Below are 18178 nucleotides of genomic sequence, written 5' to 3'. Positions count from 1 at the left end.
CGAACAACCACGACGATCCGACGAACGAACCTGGATTCTACATCCGCAAAGGACACGTCCACTAACCAAAAATGGAAGTCTAAAACACCACGTTTAGTTCCTATAGCCCAGGAATTGTCTGCCGGGAATGCCGGAGTGAACGGTCGAGGACTGTTCTGGTCGTCGTGCTCCATGGCGTGTGTGCTCCTTTATCGCAGACCGTCGGCCCGGTGTTGGATAGGTTTGCAGCATGGTCGGCTGGACTGTTGCTGCTTCGGCACCGGCAGCGTTGGCAACGTTTGCATCCGTTGGCATCATCCTAACTCCCGCACGGGGCCGATTGCCGGGTTGGTACTGTCCCACAGGCGGAAGTTGGTACCAATTCCTCATGCGTTCACCTGTGATTCATCTTGCCGGATGTTGCGCGGGGAGGAGCGGGAGAACACCGCGGGATGCGGGTTTTCGTGATGAACTCCCGCAGGAACACGTGGCCCTGTTTCGACCGTCACTCTACAAACTGGTTACGCTGGCGACTCTCCCGGCGTAGGCAGTTTGCGGAATGGGAAGTCGGACAAGCATGTCGGCCTATCGACCGAAAAAAGAAAGGCCAAACCACGGGGATTCCAATGATTTGGCCTTTGATGGTCGGGCTGGCGGGATTTGAACCCGCGGCCTCTTCGTCCCGAACGAAGCGCGCTACCAAGCTGCGCTACAGCCCGTTTTGGCAACGTCCGTTACTATACAGCAATTGCAGAACAATGCCAAATCGGTGTGTCGCGTTGTGTATTGGCACTTCGATACACTGGGGTGCATGACGAACCCTGAACAATCCGCGGAAGACGCCGCGGAACAGCATACCCAGCATACTGAAGACGCGCCGGTCATGACGACCGTCGAACACGCAGAACTTCTGCTGGAGCAGGACAAGAAGATCCGCTCCAATATCGATGAAGGCAAGAGCCTTGACGAGGCAATTGACCCGAGTAACAAGGAATTCGGCCCGCTCGCACATCCCGAGCAGGTTCAGATGCGTGTCGCCAAGCGCGCGCTCATGCTCAAGGAAGGTGTGCAGCCGTACCCGGTCCATGTCGATGTGACCGCCACCATCGGCGAGGTACGTGCCAAGTATGACGGCAAGCTCAATGCCGGTGACGAGACGCAGGACGTCGTCGGCATCGCCGGTCGCGTGCTTTTCCTGCGCAACGGCGGCGGCCTGTGCTTCGTCAAGCTCGCCCAAGGCGACGGCACCGCCATCCAAGGTATGATCTCCAAGAAGGAGATCGGCGCGGATTCCTTGAAACAGTTCAAGCAGATGGTCGATTTGGGTGACCACCTGTTCCTCAAGGGCCGTGTCATCGCTTCGAAGACCGGCGAACTGTCCGTCTTCGCCAGCGAATGGCGTATCGCGGCGAAGGCCCTGCAGCCGTTGCCCGCGCTGCATAAGGAGCTGAGCGACGACACGCGCACCCGCAAGCCGTACATCGGCATGATCGCCGACGAACGCATTCGCGATATGGTGCGTAAGCGTTCCGCCGTGGTTTCCTCGTTGCGCCACACCTTCGAAGGCCATGACTTCCTCGAGGTAGAAACGCCAATGCTGCAGACCGTGCACGGCGGCGCCGCGGCACGCCCGTTCACGACGCATATGAACGCCTTCGATATCGACCTGTATCTGCGCATCGCCCCGGAACTGTTCCTCAAGCGCTGTCTCGTGGGCGGTATCGACCGTGTGTTCGAAATCAACCGCGATTTCCGTAACGAAGGTGTCGACGCCACGCACGCCCCCGAGTTCACCATGCTCGAGGCCTATCAGGCGTACGGCAATTACGACACGATCGCCGCGCTGGTCAAGGAGCTCATCGTCAAGTCCGCGCTTGACGCCTTCGGCAGCACGAAGGTCACGCTGCTCAACGGTGAGGAATACGATTTCGGTGGCGAATGGAAGACCATCAGCATGTACGATTCGCTCTCCGAGGCGCTGGGCGAGGAAATCGTTCCGAACGGCGGGCCGGACAATCCGGGCACGTCAGTCGAGCACCTGGGCAAGATCGCCGACAAGCTCGGTGTGGAACGCGACGACGTGGAGAATCACGGCAAGCTGGTTGAGCACCTGTGGGAGCACTTCTACGAGGACAAGCTGTACGAGCCGACCTTCGTACGCGACTTCCCGGTGGAGACCAGCCCGCTGGTCAAGTCCCACCGTTCAAAGCCCGGCGTGGTGGAGAAGTGGGATTTGTACGTGCGCGGCTTCGAGTTGGCGACTGGCTACTCCGAGCTCAACGATCCCGTGGTCCAGCGCGAACGGTTCGTCGCCCAGGCCAAAGACGCGCTCGCCGGCGATGTCGAGGCCATGGATATCGACGAGGACTTCCTCGAGGCGCTCGGTGTGGGTATGCCGCCGGCCGGCGGTACCGGTATGGGCATCGACCGTCTGCTCATCGCGCTGACCGGCGCGACCATCCGTGAAACGATCACCTTCCCGCTGACCAAGCCGCTGAACCTTCAGTAAGTCATTTAAGTAAGTCATCCGGGTTCCCGAACCCCAGGTTTGGCGGGTTTCCGGGTTTCCAAGCATCGGTGCCGGCTCAGGATTCTTGAGGATTCTCGAGGATTCTGAACCGGCACCAATGTGTCGATTGCTGGGCATTGCCCAGATTCCCAAATTGGTTATGCCGACGATGGGCTTAGCGTCACCAGTTTGGGAACAACAATGTTGTTGTCTTTACGGGAAATTGAATCCACAGCGTTGGAAAATGACTGGTGATTGCAATGCTGCGGATGCGATTTTCGTCTGATTAATACTCGTGAGTATCTTATTCTCGTCAGGGAGTCAGGGCGACTGCTGATTTGCAATACAGGGTTGTCGGCCGGTCGTCTGACGGCTGATTCCAAGGGTTCATGGTGTAAGCCGATCCTCACAAAACTCGGCATGCGGGTGCTGAGGACGCTTGGTTCGGCAAGACAAGGTGCCGTTGTGTGAGTGAATCCTCGCACGGCGGCGGGTGTTGGGACTGGCGGCGTGTGATTTTCGCGTTCGAGCCCTCACTGTGTGAGTGAATCCTCGCATGGTGACGGTCTGTCGTGCCGATTGCCTCAGGCGCCGCTCATCAAGGTGCCGTTGTGTGAGCGGATTCTCACACAATGCGTGCTGTTTTCGTGGCTTGCACCATTGCCTCGTGCGGCCGCAACGGATATAGTTGATGGCCTGTTGATCGGCGATTTCGTCAGAGCAGAGGAGTAGGGAGGAGGTATGAGAGAGATGAGATTCGCGGATTGGATTCGTGGAGCCCGGCCGAAAACGCTGCCATTGGCGGTGGCTCCGGTCATCACCGGCGCCGCTGTCGCCAGTGTGTCCGGCGCGCCGTATGATCCGCGGTTCCTTGCGGTGATGCTGTTGTGCATGGGTGTGGCGTTGTTCCTGCAGATTGCGGCGAATTTCGCGAATGATTACTCGGATGGCATCCGCGGTACCGATGAGCACCGGGATGCCGCAGGTGCGGCTGGACATGCGGCCGATGAGCAAGCTGCGGTGCGTGCGCCAACCCGCCTAGTCGCTTCCGGCGTTGTTCCCAGACACGTGTTGTTCGCTGCAGGCGTGAACGCGGCGCTCGCTTGTATCTGCGGCCTTGTGATATGCGCGCTGACCGGGTACTGGTGGTTCATCGCGGTCGGCGCGGCGTCACTGATTGCCGGCTGGTGTTACGTGGGGGGAAGTCACCCGTACGGGTATCACTATCTGGGTGAGGTCTTCGTCTTTGTGTTCTTTGGGCTCGTGGCGGCATGCGGGACGATGTTTGCGCTGTCCGGCCGCGTCACGGCGGGCGCCTTGTGCGCGGGAACCGCGAACGGACTGGTCGCGGTCGCCGTATTGTGCGTGAATAATCTGCGCGATATCGAATCCGACCGCGCGCATAGCAAACATACATGGATGACCGCGCTTGGCCGCACGTGGGGTACGGTGTTCGCCGATGCGCTGTTGGTTGCGGCCTCGATTCTTGCGATTGCCCAAGTCGCCGGATGGTTCGTGTCGGTTCCTGTCATCACTGCAGTGTGCGTGTTCATGTGCATCGTCCAGATAGCCGCCTGCGATGCGATTAGCCGCGTCGACTACCGACGTGCCCTGCCCCTGTGCACGCTTGGTTCCCTGTCGGTCTCGCTGGTCTTTGCAGCGGCTGCGTTTCTGGTGTAACCCACGCGCTGGAGCATGGTCGCGCAGCGGATGAGGGCGGCCGTGTCCGCACTTCGCGCAAGAGGGCCGCATTTGGGAGGCCGAGGCGCTAGACTGGGACCATGACTTACAAACTAGTACTGCTCCGACATGGTCAGAGCGCATGGAACAAGACCAATCAGTTCACCGGCTGGGTGGATGTCCCGCTGACCGAGCAGGGCGTCGAGGAAGCCAAGCGCGGTGGCCAGCTGCTCAAGGAGAAGAACGTCCTTCCGGACATCGTGTTCACCTCCCTGCTGCGCCGCGCCATCAACACTGCGAATTACGCGCTTGACGAAGCCGATCGCCTGTGGATTCCTGTCCAGCGCAGCTGGCGCCTGAACGAGCGTCACTACGGTGCGCTCCAGGGCAAGAACAAGAAGGCTATCCGCGAGGAATACGGCGACGAGAAGTTCATGCTGTGGCGCCGCTCCTATGCCACCCCGCCGCCAGAGATCGATCCGAACGACGAGTATGCGCAGAACCATGATCCGCGCTACACCGGCGATCCGGTTCCGGAAGCCGAGTGCCTGGCCGATGTCGTCAAGCGCGTCGAGCCGTATTTCAAGTCCGCCATCGAGCCCGAGCTCAAGGCTGGCAAGACGGTTCTGATTGCTGCTCACGGCAACTCTCTGCGCGCCATCGTCAAGATGCTCGACGGCCTGTCGGAAGAAGAGATCGCCAAGGTCAACATCCCGACCGCCATCCCGCTGCTGTACGAGCTGGACGAGAACTTCAAGCCGATTAAGCCGCGTGGCGAGTACCTCGATCCTGAGGCTGCCGCTGCCGGTGCCGCCGCTGTCGCCAACCAGGGCAAGTAGTCCGGTTTGCAGGCATAGGCCTGAATTCTTTTGCAAGTGCCCGCGTCGCCTATATCAGGCGGCGCGGGCACTTGCATTCCGCTGGGGCGACGGTAGGAGACGGTAGCGGGGAAAGATACCAACAAAGCTATACGTGCGTGGCTGTACGTATGCGCAGCCACGCAAAAAATAACAGGCGGGCCCGCGCCCCCATATGAGACGCAGGCCCGCCTGTTTCAGAATCTGATTGACGGCACCCGCTGTTCAGCGGTTTCGGTCACAGGCCAACGACGGGCGTGTCTTCGTCGCGGCCGGGGTCCTTGCTCGGATCGAAGCCGGACACGATGTACACCACGCGCCGCGCAGCGGACACCGCGTGATCGCCGAGCCGCTCGAGGAAGCGACCGATCAGCACCACATCGATGAGCTGCTGCTTCGTGCCGTTCCACTGATCAGAGAGCACCAGTTCAAAGGTCTGATGGTGCAGTTGGTCAAGCTTGTCGTCATCGAGGATGATGTTCTCCGCGATCTTCGTATCCCTGTCCGCGAGCATGTCCACAATGCGGTCAGCCGTGTTGCGTAGGAACGCAACCATCTGCGTGAAGATCTCACGGGACTCCTCTGGCAACGCATTCTGCGGATAGGCGCGACGGGCAGCCTCCGCGATATGCCGGGCCAAATCGCCCATGCGCTCGAAAGTCGAAGCCAAACGCAAGGTGGAGACGACGACTCTCAAATCGGTCGCCACCGGGTTTTGCTTGGCCAGCAGCCTCACGCACTGGTCAAGGATGCTGGACTCCAAAGCATCGATCTCGATATCGCCGTCAATAACCGCCTGAGCCTTGTCGATATCCGCGTTCATCAGCGCATCCCCAGCGCCGTTGATCGCCTTGCGGACGTCTTGCGCCATACGATCGAGATCGTCGGCGACGGCTTTCATCTCCTCATTGAAAATAACGCGCATTGCTCTGCCTTTCCGGGATTATTCCATTCGCTGCGTGAGCGGTCGCGCACGCTTCCTTATTGCTCATCGGATGCTGTTGCCGCAGTCGCCACTCCTCCCAGTCTATTCGCAACACGTGCGGAATGCCACATCAGCTGGACGTAGTTGACGATGGTTCGTGCAGAATTCATGTAACCGTTCATCTGCGGTTCATCTTAGTGCCGTCTCGGTGTGGCATCGCCACAGCAAACTGTGCGACAATGGCCGCATGGGTTCATGTTGGACTGTATGGTATTGCGTGGTCGCGGTGACGATCGCCGCCTGTGCGGCTGCCGTCATCGCCGTGACGTTGAACGATATTCATCATGGGATCAATCCGTTGCGGCGGCTCACCTCCCACCCACAAGGCGGTTTTCTGGGGCTGGGACATCGCACGGACCAGCGGCAGAGGCGGCAAGACGCGGAAGACCTTGAGGATTCCACGCAAGCGCTTTTGGCGATGATTCCGGTTGCATCTGCCGTGGTAGACGACCACGATGACGTCATTAGGGCGAGCTCCGCCGCGTATACGCTCGGTGTGGTACGGGACGAGTCGTTGTGCAACGAAGATATCCTCGCGGCAGTCCATGAAGTGCGCAGCGCCGGCGGGCGCAAACAGCTGGATATCACCACACAGACCGTCCCACAGCGTATCGTCGGACCGAAAGGGGAGTCGGCACAGGAGGCTGGATTGCAACAGGTCCGGGTCATCAACGGCGTATCGCGTCCGAATTGGCTGAAAGTCACCGTCGGCAGAATCAACTCGCGTTTCGTCGTCGTACTGCTGGATGACGTCAGTGAATCAATCCGGTTCAGCCAAGTCCGCGAATCCTTCATCCAGAACGTTTCTGAACAGCTCATCGAGCCTTCGCAAGCGTTGGAGCGTCTTGCGGATTCGCTGGAGCATGATGATCTTGACCGTGAGTCGGTCAAGCGGCAGGCCGTCGAAGTGAGACGCGCGTGCAAACACATGGAGCATATGGTTTCCGATTTGCTGCTGCTCATCCGCTCGCAGGAACCCGTCACCCCTTCGAGCCATAACCGGATCAATGTCATGGACCAGCTGCGCGATGTCGTGCAATCCCATCTCGGGCAGGCGCGGCAAGCCGGAGTGCAGCTCGAGCTGTCCGGAGACGACAGTCTTGATATCAACGGCGAATCCGATCAGATCAAGGCCGCGGTAGGCAAGCTCATCGAAAACGCTATCGGGTATTCCCCTCAAGGCTCGACGGTCGCGGTCTCAGTCAAGCGCTCGCAGGATGGCGGGAACGCGTCTGTCAGCGTCATCGACCGCGGGTGTGGCATACCGAAGGCCGAACAAGAGCGCGTGTTCGAGCGCTTCTATCGTGGCAGCGAGCAGAACGAGCGAACCGAGCATGGCATCGGTCTGGGGCTTGCGATCGTCAAACATGTGGCGCTGACCCATCACGGCAACGTGACGGTATGGAGCGTTCCCGGGCAGGGGAGCACGTTTACGATGTCGCTGCCGCTTGCGCAGGACATAGTGACAGCCTGAATCTGCGAACCTGACCCAAGCGGGCAGGCCAGGCGCCGTAATCTGTAGATGCTCAAGGCACCCGGGTACCAGTGATGTTCGTGATACGTGAATTTTCTGCGCCGTTGGTTACCGATTCGAGTCAGCGCCGCTGCAACAGCGGGAAGGTGGCGCAGCAGCTATTTTCCGAGCCTGCGATAATCCCAACGGTCGAAATGCTCCCAGACAAGCAGGATGATTCCGACGAACACGCCGGCGACGCATACGACCAGCTCCTTGAGTGCGGGCACATGCAAGGCGAGGAGCATAGCGCACACAATCAATGCCGCCATCCACACCGCCGTACCAATGAGGAACACTTTTCTCAGGTCGACACGCACGGGCTTGGGCGACGGCCTACGGGCCGCCGGATCAAAAATCGGAGCCAACTTCATACCATTACCATAACGTGCGGGGTAACCTTATAAGATGTTGTTCGCCGGAAGAAAGGATTGCCACAGCCGTGTATGTGATACGTCCAGTCCCAAAGCGCTATGCGTGGGGATCCTACAGCCGTCTGCAAACCCTGTTCGCCGACGAGCTTCCTGCGCAGATGCTGGACGACGGCCAGCCGCTCGCCGAAATGTGGTTCAGCGGGCACCCGCAGTCGCCCTCGCGGCTTGAAGCCCCGGACGGTTCGTGCACCACGGTGCCGCAGGCGATTCGAGACCATCCTGAAGCAATGGTCGGGCGGCGCGTATCCGAGCAGTTCGGCCCGGAACTGCCCTTCCTGTTCAAAATCATCGCCGCGCGCATCCCCCTGTCGTTGCAGGTGCATCCCGTGGATTTTGAAGCGCGCGCAGGGTTCAACGCTCAAAACGCGCAAGGTATAGCGATGGACGCCCCGGAACGCTCGTTCCATGACGCCGAAGCGAAAAGCGAGATGGTCGTCGCCCTAGAGCCGTTCCACGCTTCCGTCGGCTTCGGCACCATCCGCTTCATGTTGCGTAATCTCAGCATGGTCGGCCATCCGCTCGCATCGCGCATGGTCGAAGCGTTGACCGAACGGACCATGCGCATCGGGCAGACACCGGAGGGATTCGAGCAGGCCGATGCGATGATGCCGGTGTCCTCGATGGTCTGGCCTGATTCACGTCGACGCATTTTCCGTGCCTTCTATACAGCGATTACCGCTCCGCCGACGGACGACCTGCAAGCGCAGTTGCGATATGCCTCGCTGCGTGTCAGCGATCCTGTCTCCCGACTCGCGTTCCGGCATGCGCTCGCCGCCGCCGAGGCGTTTCCCGCAGATCCCAGCGTGCTGACATTGCTGATGCTCAATCCGGTCTCGCTTCAGGAGGGTGAATCCGTGTTCATCCCTGCTGGGACCCCGCACGCGTACATCCATGGCACGGCCGCTGAAATCATGAACAATTCAGACAACGTGCTCAGGGCGGGAATGACCGTGAAACATAAGGACATTCCACGGTTGCTGCATACGCTCAACTGTCAGCCCGGAGCCCCGGTGGATCCTGCCGATGCGCAGTTCGGGGACATGGCGACGCGTGATGGCAACCTCATTGTGTACCGGCCGCATATCGATCAGTTCATGCTGGCGTACGGCACCACCGGTCCGCACACCCAGGCGTGGCCGGTGATGGACAGGGTTCATCGGCGCTATGGCGCGTTGTTGCGGCAGCTGACCTTGGGACGTGTGAATCAGGGGCGCAACAAGCCGCGTATCGTGTTGTGTACCCATGGGATGGTGCGATGCTCCAGCGAACAGGAATCCCGCGTACTTTCCGCCGGGCAGGCGGTGTTCGTGCCCGCCTGCGAAGGGTGGGTCACTGTGGAATCCGCCGGGGATGAAGGCGAAAGCGTGGCCGGTCGAGATGGCCAAGCTGGTCGGGATGGCCTGGTCGGCGGTTCCTTCCTCATGGCGACGACGCAGGTGTGACGCGTCTTGTGGTGCTGTCGTCGGCTGCCAGACAGAGGAAATCTGAAAATCTCGACGACAGCGTGGAATTGTCGAGATTTTCAGAGAAAAGTCTCATAATCTCTTTTAACGCCGCGATATCGAGATTTTTTCAGATTCCGTATGTGCCGTTTCCGTTGGGCAGCTGCCGTAAAACGTTGAAATTCCAGGCTTTGAAAGCGCTGTGGCATGTGCGGGGTGCGTTGTGAAATCTCAAAGTCTCTCGATATTTGCGAAACCGCGAGTTATTCAGATGTTTTTCTCAATATCTCGCCGCATCGGCGTATTTTGCGAGATATTGAGATTCCGGTACGACGTTCCGGTTTCGTTTTCTGGTTTCGTGTTTCGGTTCCTGCTATATCCCGATTCCATGAAAAACAAAACTGCCTACGCCCGCACCACGGCAGACGTAGGCAGTCAGGGGCATCGGATGAATCACCGATTACAGGTGCTCGACGATGTAGTCGACGCACTTGGTGAGCGCCACGATATCGGACGGTTCGACCGACGGGAAGACGCCGATGCGCAGCTGGTTGCGTCCGAGCTTGCGGTATCCGCCGGTATCGACGATTCCGTTGTCGCGAAGCGCTTGGATGACCTGCTTGGCGCTGATTGCGTCATCCAGATCGATGGTCACGGTCGCGGTGGACCGGGCGGATTCGTCCTCGACGAAGGGGCGTGCGTATTCGCTGCGTTCCGCCCACTGGTACAGCAGCGACGCGGATTTCGCGCACCGGGCGTGGGCCCATGCCAGCCCGCCGTTGTCGTTGAGCCAACGGATCTGGTTTTCCAGCATGATCAGGTTGGCCACGGACGGCGTGTTGAGCGTCTGGTCCTTGCGGGAGTTGTCGATTGCGGATTTCAGGGACAGGAAGGCGGGAACCCAGCGCCGCGCGCCCTCGAGCTTCGTGCTTTCCTCCAGCGCATACGCGCGTTCGATGGCAGCGGGGGAGAGGATGGCGATCCACAGGCCGCCGTCGGAGCCGAACGCTTTCTGGGGGGAGAAGTAATAGGCATCGGTCTGGGAGATGTCGACCGGCAGGACGCCGGCACCGCTGGTTGCGTCCACCAAGGTGATGGCGCCCTGTTCAACGCTGCCGGGGATCCGCTTGACCGGTGTGGCCACGCCTGTTGAGGTTTCGTTATGAGCCCAGCAGTAGGTGTCCACGTACTCGGTGAGCTCGGGGAGTCGATAGGTTCCCGGTTCCGAGCGGAAAATCTCCGGCTTCTCAAGGAACGGGGTCTTGTCGGCCTCGATGGCGAACTTCTCGCTGAAAGAGCCGTATACGCCGAAGGCCGCCTTGCGGGTGATGAGCGAAGCACACGCCATATCCCAGAACGCGGTCGCGCCGCCGTTGCCAAGAACGACTTCATACCCGTCGGGGATGGTGAAGAACTGAGCAAGACCCTCGCGAATGGACCCGACGAGCTGCTTGACCGGCGCCTGGCGGTGGGAGGTGCCGAGCAGCTTGGTGGCGCCGGCGTCGAGAGCCTGCACCTGCTCAGGGCGGATTTTGCTCGGACCGGAGCCGAACCGACCGTCCCGTGGAAGCATGGATTCGGGAATTGTTACTGTATTGCTCATGCTTGCTAGGGTAGCCAATCGGGTGGATTGCCGACATCCCCCGTACATATCGTGGTCATTGCCATGGATGCCCCCGATGGCTGCCGGCTACTGCTTGCCAGTCGGGGCGAGCAACGGGATTCGTGATTGTAGGACACGCCGATGCGGTCGTGCATATCGACTGAAATCCGTTGTGTCCCGGTGGCTATCGCGGTTTGGGCGGGCCGAGTGCAACGTTTGACGTGTTGCCATGTGGGCAGGAGGGGTTGTAAGGTAGGGCAGTAATTGATTACACCGGTCGCCTCCCGCCGCGTACGCGGCACAGGAAGCGGCGGGTTGGTTCCGGCCTGCGGTTTCCCACGGGCTTTCAGGATGACGACGCAAGGAGTACTCGAGTATGAAGCATGCGGCACGAAAGACGACGCGAACGGGTCGTCATTTCCGCGTAGCCGATGTACTTGCGCCATCCCCCCGCGGTTCCCATGCGGCGCATGCCGTGCGTGGTGTGCGTGCCATGCGCGCCGATGGTGCCGAACAGACGCTGGGTCTTGATCCGGCGCTTGCGGCGAAGCTCGAGGAAATGGCGCCGCTGACCCGGCGTGCGATTCGTGAATCTGCTCGTGCGGCCCGCCGCAAGTCACGGTTCATGGCTTCAGGCTCCATGGTCGCGTTGGCGGGTGCGGCTGCGGCGGCTTTCAGCTTGAGCAATATGAATGCCACTACGTCGCTCGCTTCATCTGAAACGGGTGCCACCACGGTCCAGGCCACCAAGTCGGCGACGGGCAGTTCGGTGTCCCGTTCGCAAGAGCGTACGTCTCTCGGTTCTTCCGCCTCCGACGGCACGACGAGCTCAGGCAACTGGTCCCTAGGTGCTTCGAACTCCGAGCTTGACGTTGCACAGATGTCGCAGACGGCTGTGTCGAATCCGGCGGTTGCGGTGCTGTACGAGGCCGATAAGAGCATTCTTCCCTCCGGTTTCGATCCCAATCATGATTCGGGTGATTCCGGTAACCAGTATTCGTTCAGCCAGTGCACATGGTGGGCGTATGTTCGCCGTCACCAGCTTGGGTTACCGGTCGGTTCCCATCTCGGCGATGGGGCCCAATGGGCAGCATCCGCGAAGAAGCTGGGCTATTGGGTCGATTCCACTCCGCGCCATGTCGGCGATGTCATTGTGTTCCAGCGCGGGCAGTTCGGTGCGAGTGCGGTGTACGGCCATGTCGCCATCGTCGAGCAGATCAACGCCGACGGTTCGATTGTGACCTCGGAATGCGGCGCGTCGCTCAATGGCAAAACGGTTTCCCGTACTTTCAGCGCGGACCAGGCTTCGCAATTGCAGTTCATCCATTACTGATTTTCCCTTGATGTTTTCGCTGATTGCAGCTGATTGCTGACGGGGATGCTCGAGCGGATTTCAGTCGTGTCGTCGTGCATGATGATTGCGTTATCAGCGTTGCGATTGACGGCTTTTTCGGCGTGTCCTGTAGTATTGCGCGGGTGCGGCGCATAGGTCTCAGATTTCTGTAAGTCTGGCATGCTACTGTGTTGTACTGATGATGAAACTAGGTAGATCTCTTACAGCGATGGTCGCAGTTGCAGCCGCGTGTATATCGTTGGCGGCGATTGCCCCTTCAGCGTCCGCGCAGTCCACGACGACCGACGAAGCGGTTACATCGTCGCGTTCGTTCCCCAAGACCACAACCGTCAAGAAGAATCTGCTCGACGAATCGACGTCGACCAGCGTGGATTCCTCCTCGAACTGGGGTGGCATTGAATCGTTGAATCCGCCGCAGACCAAGTCCACGGCAGAAAAGGAAGCCGAGGCCAAGGCCGCAGCGGAACAGGCTGCAGCACAGGCAGCGGCGCAGGCGGCCGCCCAGGCTGCGGCCCAGGCCCAGCAGCAGGCGGCGAGCCGTTCGCAAAGCCGCAGCAGCTTGAGTGCTTCTACATCAAGCCCGAGCAGTACTGCGACGGTCAACCCGCCTGACAGTGCATCGGCCAGCGCTCTGGTCGCCTACGCTGCGCAGTTTGTGGGCGTGGTTCCGTATGTCTCAGGCGGCAATACTCCTGCCGGCTGGGATTGCTCCGGCTTCGTGCAGTATGTGTTCGCGCAGATGGGCATCAGCCTGCCCCATTATTCCGGTGCCCAGGCGGCTGTCGGTACGGCGGTGCCTTCTTTGGCCGAGGCACAGCCCGGCGATATCATCGCCAATGGTGCGCATTCGGGCATCTACGTCGGCAACGGCATGGTGGTCAACGCATTGAACCCGAAGGCTGGAACCGTGTACACACCGGTCGCGTACGCGTACAGCGGGTCCTACTCCATCCGTCGGTTGCTCTAGCGGCGGTTCTGACTCGCGGCCAGTGGCCGTATTCGCTGGTAAGGCGCCCCAGTCGGGCGCCTTATCTGTTTTCCGGGGTCTCAATCGCAGCTGTACCAATTTCCAGGTTTTTTTCTTGCGACACTTTCCCGGAAGACCCACAATGGTGGAGTAAGGTGAAAGTAGTGGTGGCGTACCGCTGCGCCGCCAATGAATGAAGGAGGTCGTCATGATTAACGACAAGGCAATCCTCGTTGGCGTGGATGGATCCCATGCAAGTTACAAGGCCACATGGTGGGCTGCGAACTATGCGAAGCATGCGGGACTGACCCTGCAGATCGTGTGCGCGTACTCGCTGCCGAGTTATGCCGCCGTATCATTCGATGCCACATACACTGCGATGGGCGACGACAACGCCGCGCACAATGATGCACAGGAAATCCTGTCAAAGGCGAAGGCCATCGCCGACGAGCAGGGTGTCAAAGCGGCGACACTGATTGTTACGGGCGATCCTGCATCGGTGTTCGTCGAGCTGTCGCGCAATTACAACCTCATCGTCATCGGAAACCGGGGCAAGGGCGGTCTTGCCGAGCGGCTGCTGGGCACCACGAGCTCCTCGCTGCCCGCATACGCGTACTGCCCGATCGTCGTTGTGCCGTACACCGATGACGAAGGCAACCTCATGCACTTGAACAACAAGATCACGCGCGTCGCCGTCGGCTCCGACGAATCCAAGTGGGGCCTCAAGGCGCTTGAGATCGCTGCTGATTTCGCGTCAAGCTGGAAGGCTCAGCTCGATGTAATCTCCGCTGTGCCGAATGTCAAGGGCGCCGCAGAAGACAAGGGCGTCATGGATTCGTACATGGATGACCTTGCCGTGCGCATCAAGCCGATTGAGCAGGCTCATCCCGACCTTGAGATCCACAAGGAGATTGTGCCAGGCAATGCGGTCGAAACGCTCACCAAGGCGAGTTATGACCATGACGTCGTGGTAGTCGGCTCGCGCGGTCGCGGTGGATTCACCGGCCTGCTGCTTGGTTCCACCAGCCAGGGGCTGCTTCAGCATGCGGTCAGCCCGGTGTATGTGGTGCCGCGCAAGTACGTGGAAGCGGCGGAATCCCAGCTCGACACCGTACCGAGCTCCCCGGCGGATGTCCCGACCAAGCCGATCGACGATATTTCCGGTGTCGAGGCCGTTCAGGTGCCCACCGCCGGCGCCGAGCAGGCCAGCGCCATCGATTCGAAGATCGACCCGGAGCATAAGTAGGGATTTGGGCGTCCGGCGGCTTGCCTGACGCACTCTCAATACATTGATGCCGCCATCTGCAACACCTGCGGATGGCGGCATCAGCATATATAACCGGCTGGTTACTTGCGCACCGTGACGTTCACGCGCACCGGCGTTTCCTGGCGGTACGTATGGGCGACCGTGCAACCCTTTTCGATGTGACGGGCGACACGCTCCTTGAGCTTGGCTGCATCTTCCTCGCTCAGATCGGCGGAAGTTGCGTCCACGTTCACCTGCTCCTCGAAGGACAGGTAGGAATCGCTTTCCGGGTCATAGGTGCCGTCAACGACGATTTTTGCGCCCGAGCCCTCACCCAGCGTGTTCTCGACCGGGAACTGGCTGGACAGCGCCGCGCAGCCCGCTAGCGCGACCTTCATGAGGTCGCCGGGGGTGAACAGGCCCTTGCCCTTGCCGAACTTGAGATGCGCGCCGTCCTCGCTGAACGCGTCCCATGAACCGTCCTTGTTGCGTTCTACCCAGAGCCTTTTGCCCATGTTGTGCCTCCTGGAGTTGCTGGCGCGCTTCTCGCGCCGATGCTTACAGATTAGCCCAAGCACCTGCCCGATATCCGCTCACAGCGGGATTCGTGGACTCGACCGCGTCTGCAGCGATGTCACGCCCGGTATCACACGCCGGTGTTTGGGCTGATACAGAGTCGTTTGCAGGATGGCTGCCGGCGTAAATCGGCGGGTCACTGCTACCATAGGGTCATGCCTTTGACCGCCGAACAGCTTGCTGATATTCGCACCCGTATTCCGGAACGCCCGCAGACGGACATTCCCATGCCCTACGAGGACTTGGTCCGCAAGATCCTCAAGGAGGGGACGCTGAAATCAGACCGCACTGGTACCGGTACGATTTCGCTGTTCGGTCAGCAGATGCGCTTCGATCTGAGCAAATATTTCCCGCTGCTCACCACCAAGACCGTGTTCTTCCGCGGCATCGCTTACGAACTGCTGTGGTTCCTGAAGGGTTCCACCAACGTGCGTTGGCTTCAGGAGAATAACGTGCATATCTGGGATGAGTGGGCCGACGAGAACGGCGATTTGGGCCCTGTGTACGGCGCACAATGGCGTAGCTGGCCGGCGCCGACGCCCGAGGACCCCAACCGCACCATCGACCAGATTTCCAATGTGCTTGATTTGATCCGCAACCATCCCGATTCCCGCCGTATGGTCGTCAGCGCTTGGAATCCCGCGGAAGTCGAGCATATGGCCCTGCCGCCGTGCCATGCGCTGTTCCAGTTCTATGTGGCGGACGGCAAGCTGTCATGCCAGCTGTATCAGCGCAGTTGCGATATGTTCCTCGGCGTACCGTTCAATATCGCGTCCTATTCGCTGCTCACCATGATGATCGCGCAACAGACCGATTTGGAACCCGGTGAGTTCGTGTGGACCGGCGGAGACTGCCATGTGTACGACAATCATATCGACCAGGTGCTCGAGCAGCTCTCCCGCACCCCGTACCCATACCCGCAGATGGAGATCCGCAAGGCGGATTCGCTGTTCGATTACACGTATGACGACTTCAAAGTGATCGACTATCAGCATCATCCGACCATCAAGGCACCGGTTGCCGTCTGAAGCATCGTCTACACTAATCCCAGTCCATTGAGTTCAAGGAGTTTATGAAATGGGGTATGACAGTAGCCAAAGCGGCTATCACGAACGCAAGCCCGGTATGGCCGGGCTGGACGACACCGAGGATTGGGGTGATGATTATCCCAAGACCTTTACGGTGAATTTGATTTGGGCACAGGCGCGCGACAATGAGGGACGCGAAGGTGCCATCGGTTTCCAAGGCGGCATGCCGTGGCACTTGGCCGAAGATATGAAGCGGTTCAAGGAACTGACCGTCTCGCATCCGGTCATCATGGGACGCAAGACCTGGGAATCGCTCGACCCGAAGTTCCGCCCGTTGCCGAACCGCGACAACATCGTCGTATCGCGCAACAGCGGCTATCAGGCGCCTGGGGCGACGGTAGTCGAGAACCTTGACGACGCCTTCGATCTGGCACGCCAGGAAGCGATTCCCGATGACGGGCTCGACCGCAGCGAAATCTGGGTGATCGGCGGTGCACAGATATTCCGTGAGGCCTTGCCGTTCGCCAAGCAGGTATTCGTCACGCGTATCCGTGCAACGGTGGACGCAGACACGTATGCGCCGGATATGGAGGAGCTCGTCTCCACCGGGTTGTGGAAACTTGTCGACGTCACGCCGTGGATGCTGCCGAAGCATCCGGAGAACGGCATCCGCGAATACCGCTTCGAAACGTACCGTAAGACCGACGGCGAGACGGAAGACGACGAAGAAACTTTGTGATGCACGGCCGCGGACTGTTGTGTGCAGTCCGCGGCAATCCGTCTTGTCGATCCCGCATCCATCAATCGTACATCCATCAATCGTGAAAGGGGCTGCTGCATGGCCGCTACGCAATCATCCCATGACCCACGCTATACGGTGATGACCGTGTGCACCGGCAATATCTGCCGGTCGCCGATGGCGGAGATCATCCTGCGTGAACGGTTCAACGAGCGTGGGCTCTCCGACCGGGTGCGGGTCATGTCCAGCGGTGTCAGCGACGAGGAGTATGGGCATCCAATCGACCCCCGCGCGGTCGTGGTGCTGCGTGAGCGCGGCTATGAGATTCCGGCGCACCATTTTGCGCATCGCATCACACGTCAGGAAATCAACGACAGTGACCTGTTCCTGCCAATGACCGCCTCGCATATGCGTGCGCTGGTCAGGCTGCTGCCGCCGGCCAAGCGCGCCGAAGTACATATGTATCGCAGTTTCGACCCGAATCTGCCGAAGCCGCCTGCCGGGCGTGAGGATCAGATTGACCTGGTCGACCCGTGGTATGGCGGTCCTGAGGATTTCAACATCGCCATCGATCAGATTGAACAGGTTGCCCCGTACATCGTCGACTGGGTGAGCGAGCAGATCGGTCAGTGAATCCGCGTCGCGCGCTCTGCGGGCGATGCCGTGTCGGCGCGGAGCCGTTGCGGCGCAAGACTCATGAACGGGTCGAATGCGCTGCGCCGCGTATGCCATGGCATACGTCATACACCAGATGCAAGTTGTCCTGCCCTACCCGGCAGTCGGAATGTCGAGTTATGTATGCCGGGATATACGGTGCATGCAGGATGGAAGTTGTTCTGCCCTAACTGGGAACCGTAATGTCAGTTTGCGCATGCAGGGATATACGTCGCATGCCGGAATGGGAGACATTTCGCCCTGTGCGGGAGCTGTTATGCAAGATGCATATGTCCGGACATGCGCAAACCGCAGAACATTGCCGGCGCTGATTGAAAACCGCCTTGGCTGAATCGGTGCTGACCAGCTGAACCCGTGCCAACCGGCCGAACCGGCCATTCATCCGGGTTCTGTTGATGCCGTCAAACCGGCTCTCTCTTCCCAAACTGGTTATGCTGGGAGCCCCCGGCGTAACCAGTTTGGGCTACCGCGGGGAAGCAGACGAGGCCTATAGGAACTAAACGTGGTGTTTATGATGCCGGTCAGGCCAAGTGGCTGTAGGCGTGTCGGCGTGCGTTTAACGTGACGTGTCGTTAAAAAGGCCGTCCGAGT

General features: G+C 59.8%; 16 protein-coding genes and 1 tRNA gene. 11 read left to right on the top strand and 6 right to left on the bottom strand.

All coding sequences use genetic code 11. The features are described from left to right. Positions 1-621: 621 nt before the first annotated feature. Positions 622-698: transfer RNA gene (locus tag ACTQYB_RS07980), tRNA-Pro, on the bottom strand. A 164-nt stretch (positions 699-862) separates the two neighbouring features. Here ACTQYB_RS07980 and lysS point away from each other — a divergent pair. From lysS to ACTQYB_RS07965, 3 genes are all read left to right on the top strand, one after another. Further along, positions 863-2488 carry a lysine--tRNA ligase gene (lysS, locus tag ACTQYB_RS07975; protein ID WP_414600786.1) on the top strand — a complete coding sequence of 542 codons (1626 nt, stop codon included), beginning with the start codon at positions 863-865 and terminating at the stop codon, positions 2486-2488. A 741-nt stretch (positions 2489-3229) separates the two neighbouring features. Further along, the gene (menA, locus tag ACTQYB_RS07970; protein ID WP_441482387.1) at positions 3230-4168 is read left to right on the top strand and encodes a 1,4-dihydroxy-2-naphthoate octaprenyltransferase; all 939 of its coding nucleotides are present in this window, start codon (positions 3230-3232) and stop codon (positions 4166-4168) included. 101 nt (positions 4169-4269) lie between these two features. Then, positions 4270-5007 (top strand): phosphoglyceromutase, encoded by a 738-nt coding sequence (locus ACTQYB_RS07965; RefSeq protein WP_015450890.1) that lies wholly within the window; start codon positions 4270-4272, stop codon positions 5005-5007. 256 nt (positions 5008-5263) lie between these two features. Here the strand turns inward: ACTQYB_RS07965 and phoU are convergent, their stop codons facing one another. Next, on the bottom strand, positions 5264-5950 hold the full coding sequence (gene phoU / locus ACTQYB_RS07960) for a phosphate signaling complex PhoU family protein (protein WP_441482388.1): 687 nt from the start codon (positions 5948-5950) through the stop codon (positions 5264-5266). Positions 5951-6197: 247 nt separating this feature from the next. On the opposite strand from phoU, the gene ACTQYB_RS07955 reads away from it, so the two are divergent. Continuing rightward, positions 6198-7484 (top strand): sensor histidine kinase, encoded by a 1287-nt coding sequence (locus ACTQYB_RS07955; protein WP_441482389.1) that lies wholly within the window; start codon positions 6198-6200, stop codon positions 7482-7484. A gap of 158 nt (positions 7485-7642) precedes the next feature. On the opposite strand, the gene ACTQYB_RS07950 is transcribed toward ACTQYB_RS07955, so the two are convergent. Then, a complete protein-coding gene (locus ACTQYB_RS07950; RefSeq protein ID WP_441482390.1) occupies positions 7643-7897 on the bottom strand; it encodes a DUF2530 domain-containing protein in 255 nt (84 codons plus the stop codon). Between the two features lie 74 nt (positions 7898-7971). On the opposite strand from ACTQYB_RS07950, the gene manA reads away from it, so the two are divergent. Further along, positions 7972-9399, top strand: a complete 1428-nt coding sequence (gene manA / locus ACTQYB_RS07945; RefSeq protein WP_321046240.1) for a mannose-6-phosphate isomerase, class I — start codon at positions 7972-7974, stop codon at positions 9397-9399. 460 nt (positions 9400-9859) lie between these two features. Here the strand turns inward: manA and serC are convergent, their stop codons facing one another. Further along, positions 9860-11002: a phosphoserine transaminase gene (gene serC / locus ACTQYB_RS07940; protein WP_441482391.1), complete on the bottom strand. Its 1143-nt coding sequence runs from the start codon at positions 11000-11002 to the stop codon at positions 9860-9862. Positions 11003-11378: 376 nt separating this feature from the next. Here serC and ACTQYB_RS07935 point away from each other — a divergent pair, with 376 nt between their 5' ends. Continuing rightward, the gene (locus tag ACTQYB_RS07935) at positions 11379-12335 is read left to right on the top strand and encodes a CHAP domain-containing protein (RefSeq protein ID WP_441482392.1); all 957 of its coding nucleotides are present in this window, start codon (positions 11379-11381) and stop codon (positions 12333-12335) included. Here ACTQYB_RS07935 and ACTQYB_RS07930 read toward each other — a convergent pair. Continuing rightward, positions 12329-12517 carry a hypothetical protein gene (locus ACTQYB_RS07930; protein ID WP_321046241.1) on the bottom strand — a complete coding sequence of 63 codons (189 nt, stop codon included), beginning with the start codon at positions 12515-12517 and terminating at the stop codon, positions 12329-12331. The two genes, ACTQYB_RS07935 and ACTQYB_RS07930, sit on opposite strands and share 7 nt — an antisense overlap. A gap of 47 nt (positions 12518-12564) precedes the next feature. Here ACTQYB_RS07930 and ACTQYB_RS07925 point away from each other — a divergent pair, with 47 nt between their 5' ends. Further along, positions 12565-13323 carry a C40 family peptidase gene (locus ACTQYB_RS07925; protein ID WP_441482393.1) on the top strand — a complete coding sequence of 253 codons (759 nt, stop codon included), beginning with the start codon at positions 12565-12567 and terminating at the stop codon, positions 13321-13323. 208 nt (positions 13324-13531) lie between these two features. Continuing rightward, on the top strand, positions 13532-14569 hold the full coding sequence (locus tag ACTQYB_RS07920) for a universal stress protein (RefSeq protein WP_321046243.1): 1038 nt from the start codon (positions 13532-13534) through the stop codon (positions 14567-14569). A gap of 101 nt (positions 14570-14670) precedes the next feature. Here the strand turns inward: ACTQYB_RS07920 and ACTQYB_RS07915 are convergent, their stop codons facing one another. Then, positions 14671-15084 carry an OsmC family protein gene (locus ACTQYB_RS07915; RefSeq protein WP_029575880.1) on the bottom strand — a complete coding sequence of 138 codons (414 nt, stop codon included), beginning with the start codon at positions 15082-15084 and terminating at the stop codon, positions 14671-14673. Between the two features lie 288 nt (positions 15085-15372). Between ACTQYB_RS07915 and ACTQYB_RS07910 the strand changes: the two genes are divergently transcribed. From ACTQYB_RS07910 to ACTQYB_RS07900, 3 genes are all read left to right on the top strand, one after another. Next, positions 15373-16173 carry a thymidylate synthase gene (locus ACTQYB_RS07910; RefSeq protein WP_412170626.1) on the top strand — a complete coding sequence of 267 codons (801 nt, stop codon included), beginning with the start codon at positions 15373-15375 and terminating at the stop codon, positions 16171-16173. Positions 16174-16222: 49 nt separating this feature from the next. After that, complete coding sequence (locus ACTQYB_RS07905) at positions 16223-16912, top strand: dihydrofolate reductase (RefSeq protein ID WP_441482394.1); 690 nt, start codon at positions 16223-16225, stop codon at positions 16910-16912. Positions 16913-17011: 99 nt separating this feature from the next. Then, a complete protein-coding gene (locus ACTQYB_RS07900) occupies positions 17012-17545 on the top strand; it encodes a low molecular weight protein-tyrosine-phosphatase (protein ID WP_304326664.1) in 534 nt (177 codons plus the stop codon). The last annotated feature ends 633 nt before the right edge of the window (positions 17546-18178 follow it).

The sequence above is a fragment of the Bifidobacterium sp. LCP19S3_E9 genome (genome assembly GCF_052121135.1).
Classification (GTDB): domain Bacteria; phylum Actinomycetota; class Actinomycetes; order Actinomycetales; family Bifidobacteriaceae; genus Bifidobacterium; species Bifidobacterium thermacidophilum.
The sequence above is the reverse complement of the archived record's forward strand: the minus strand, read 5'-3'. Positions and strand labels throughout refer to the sequence as shown.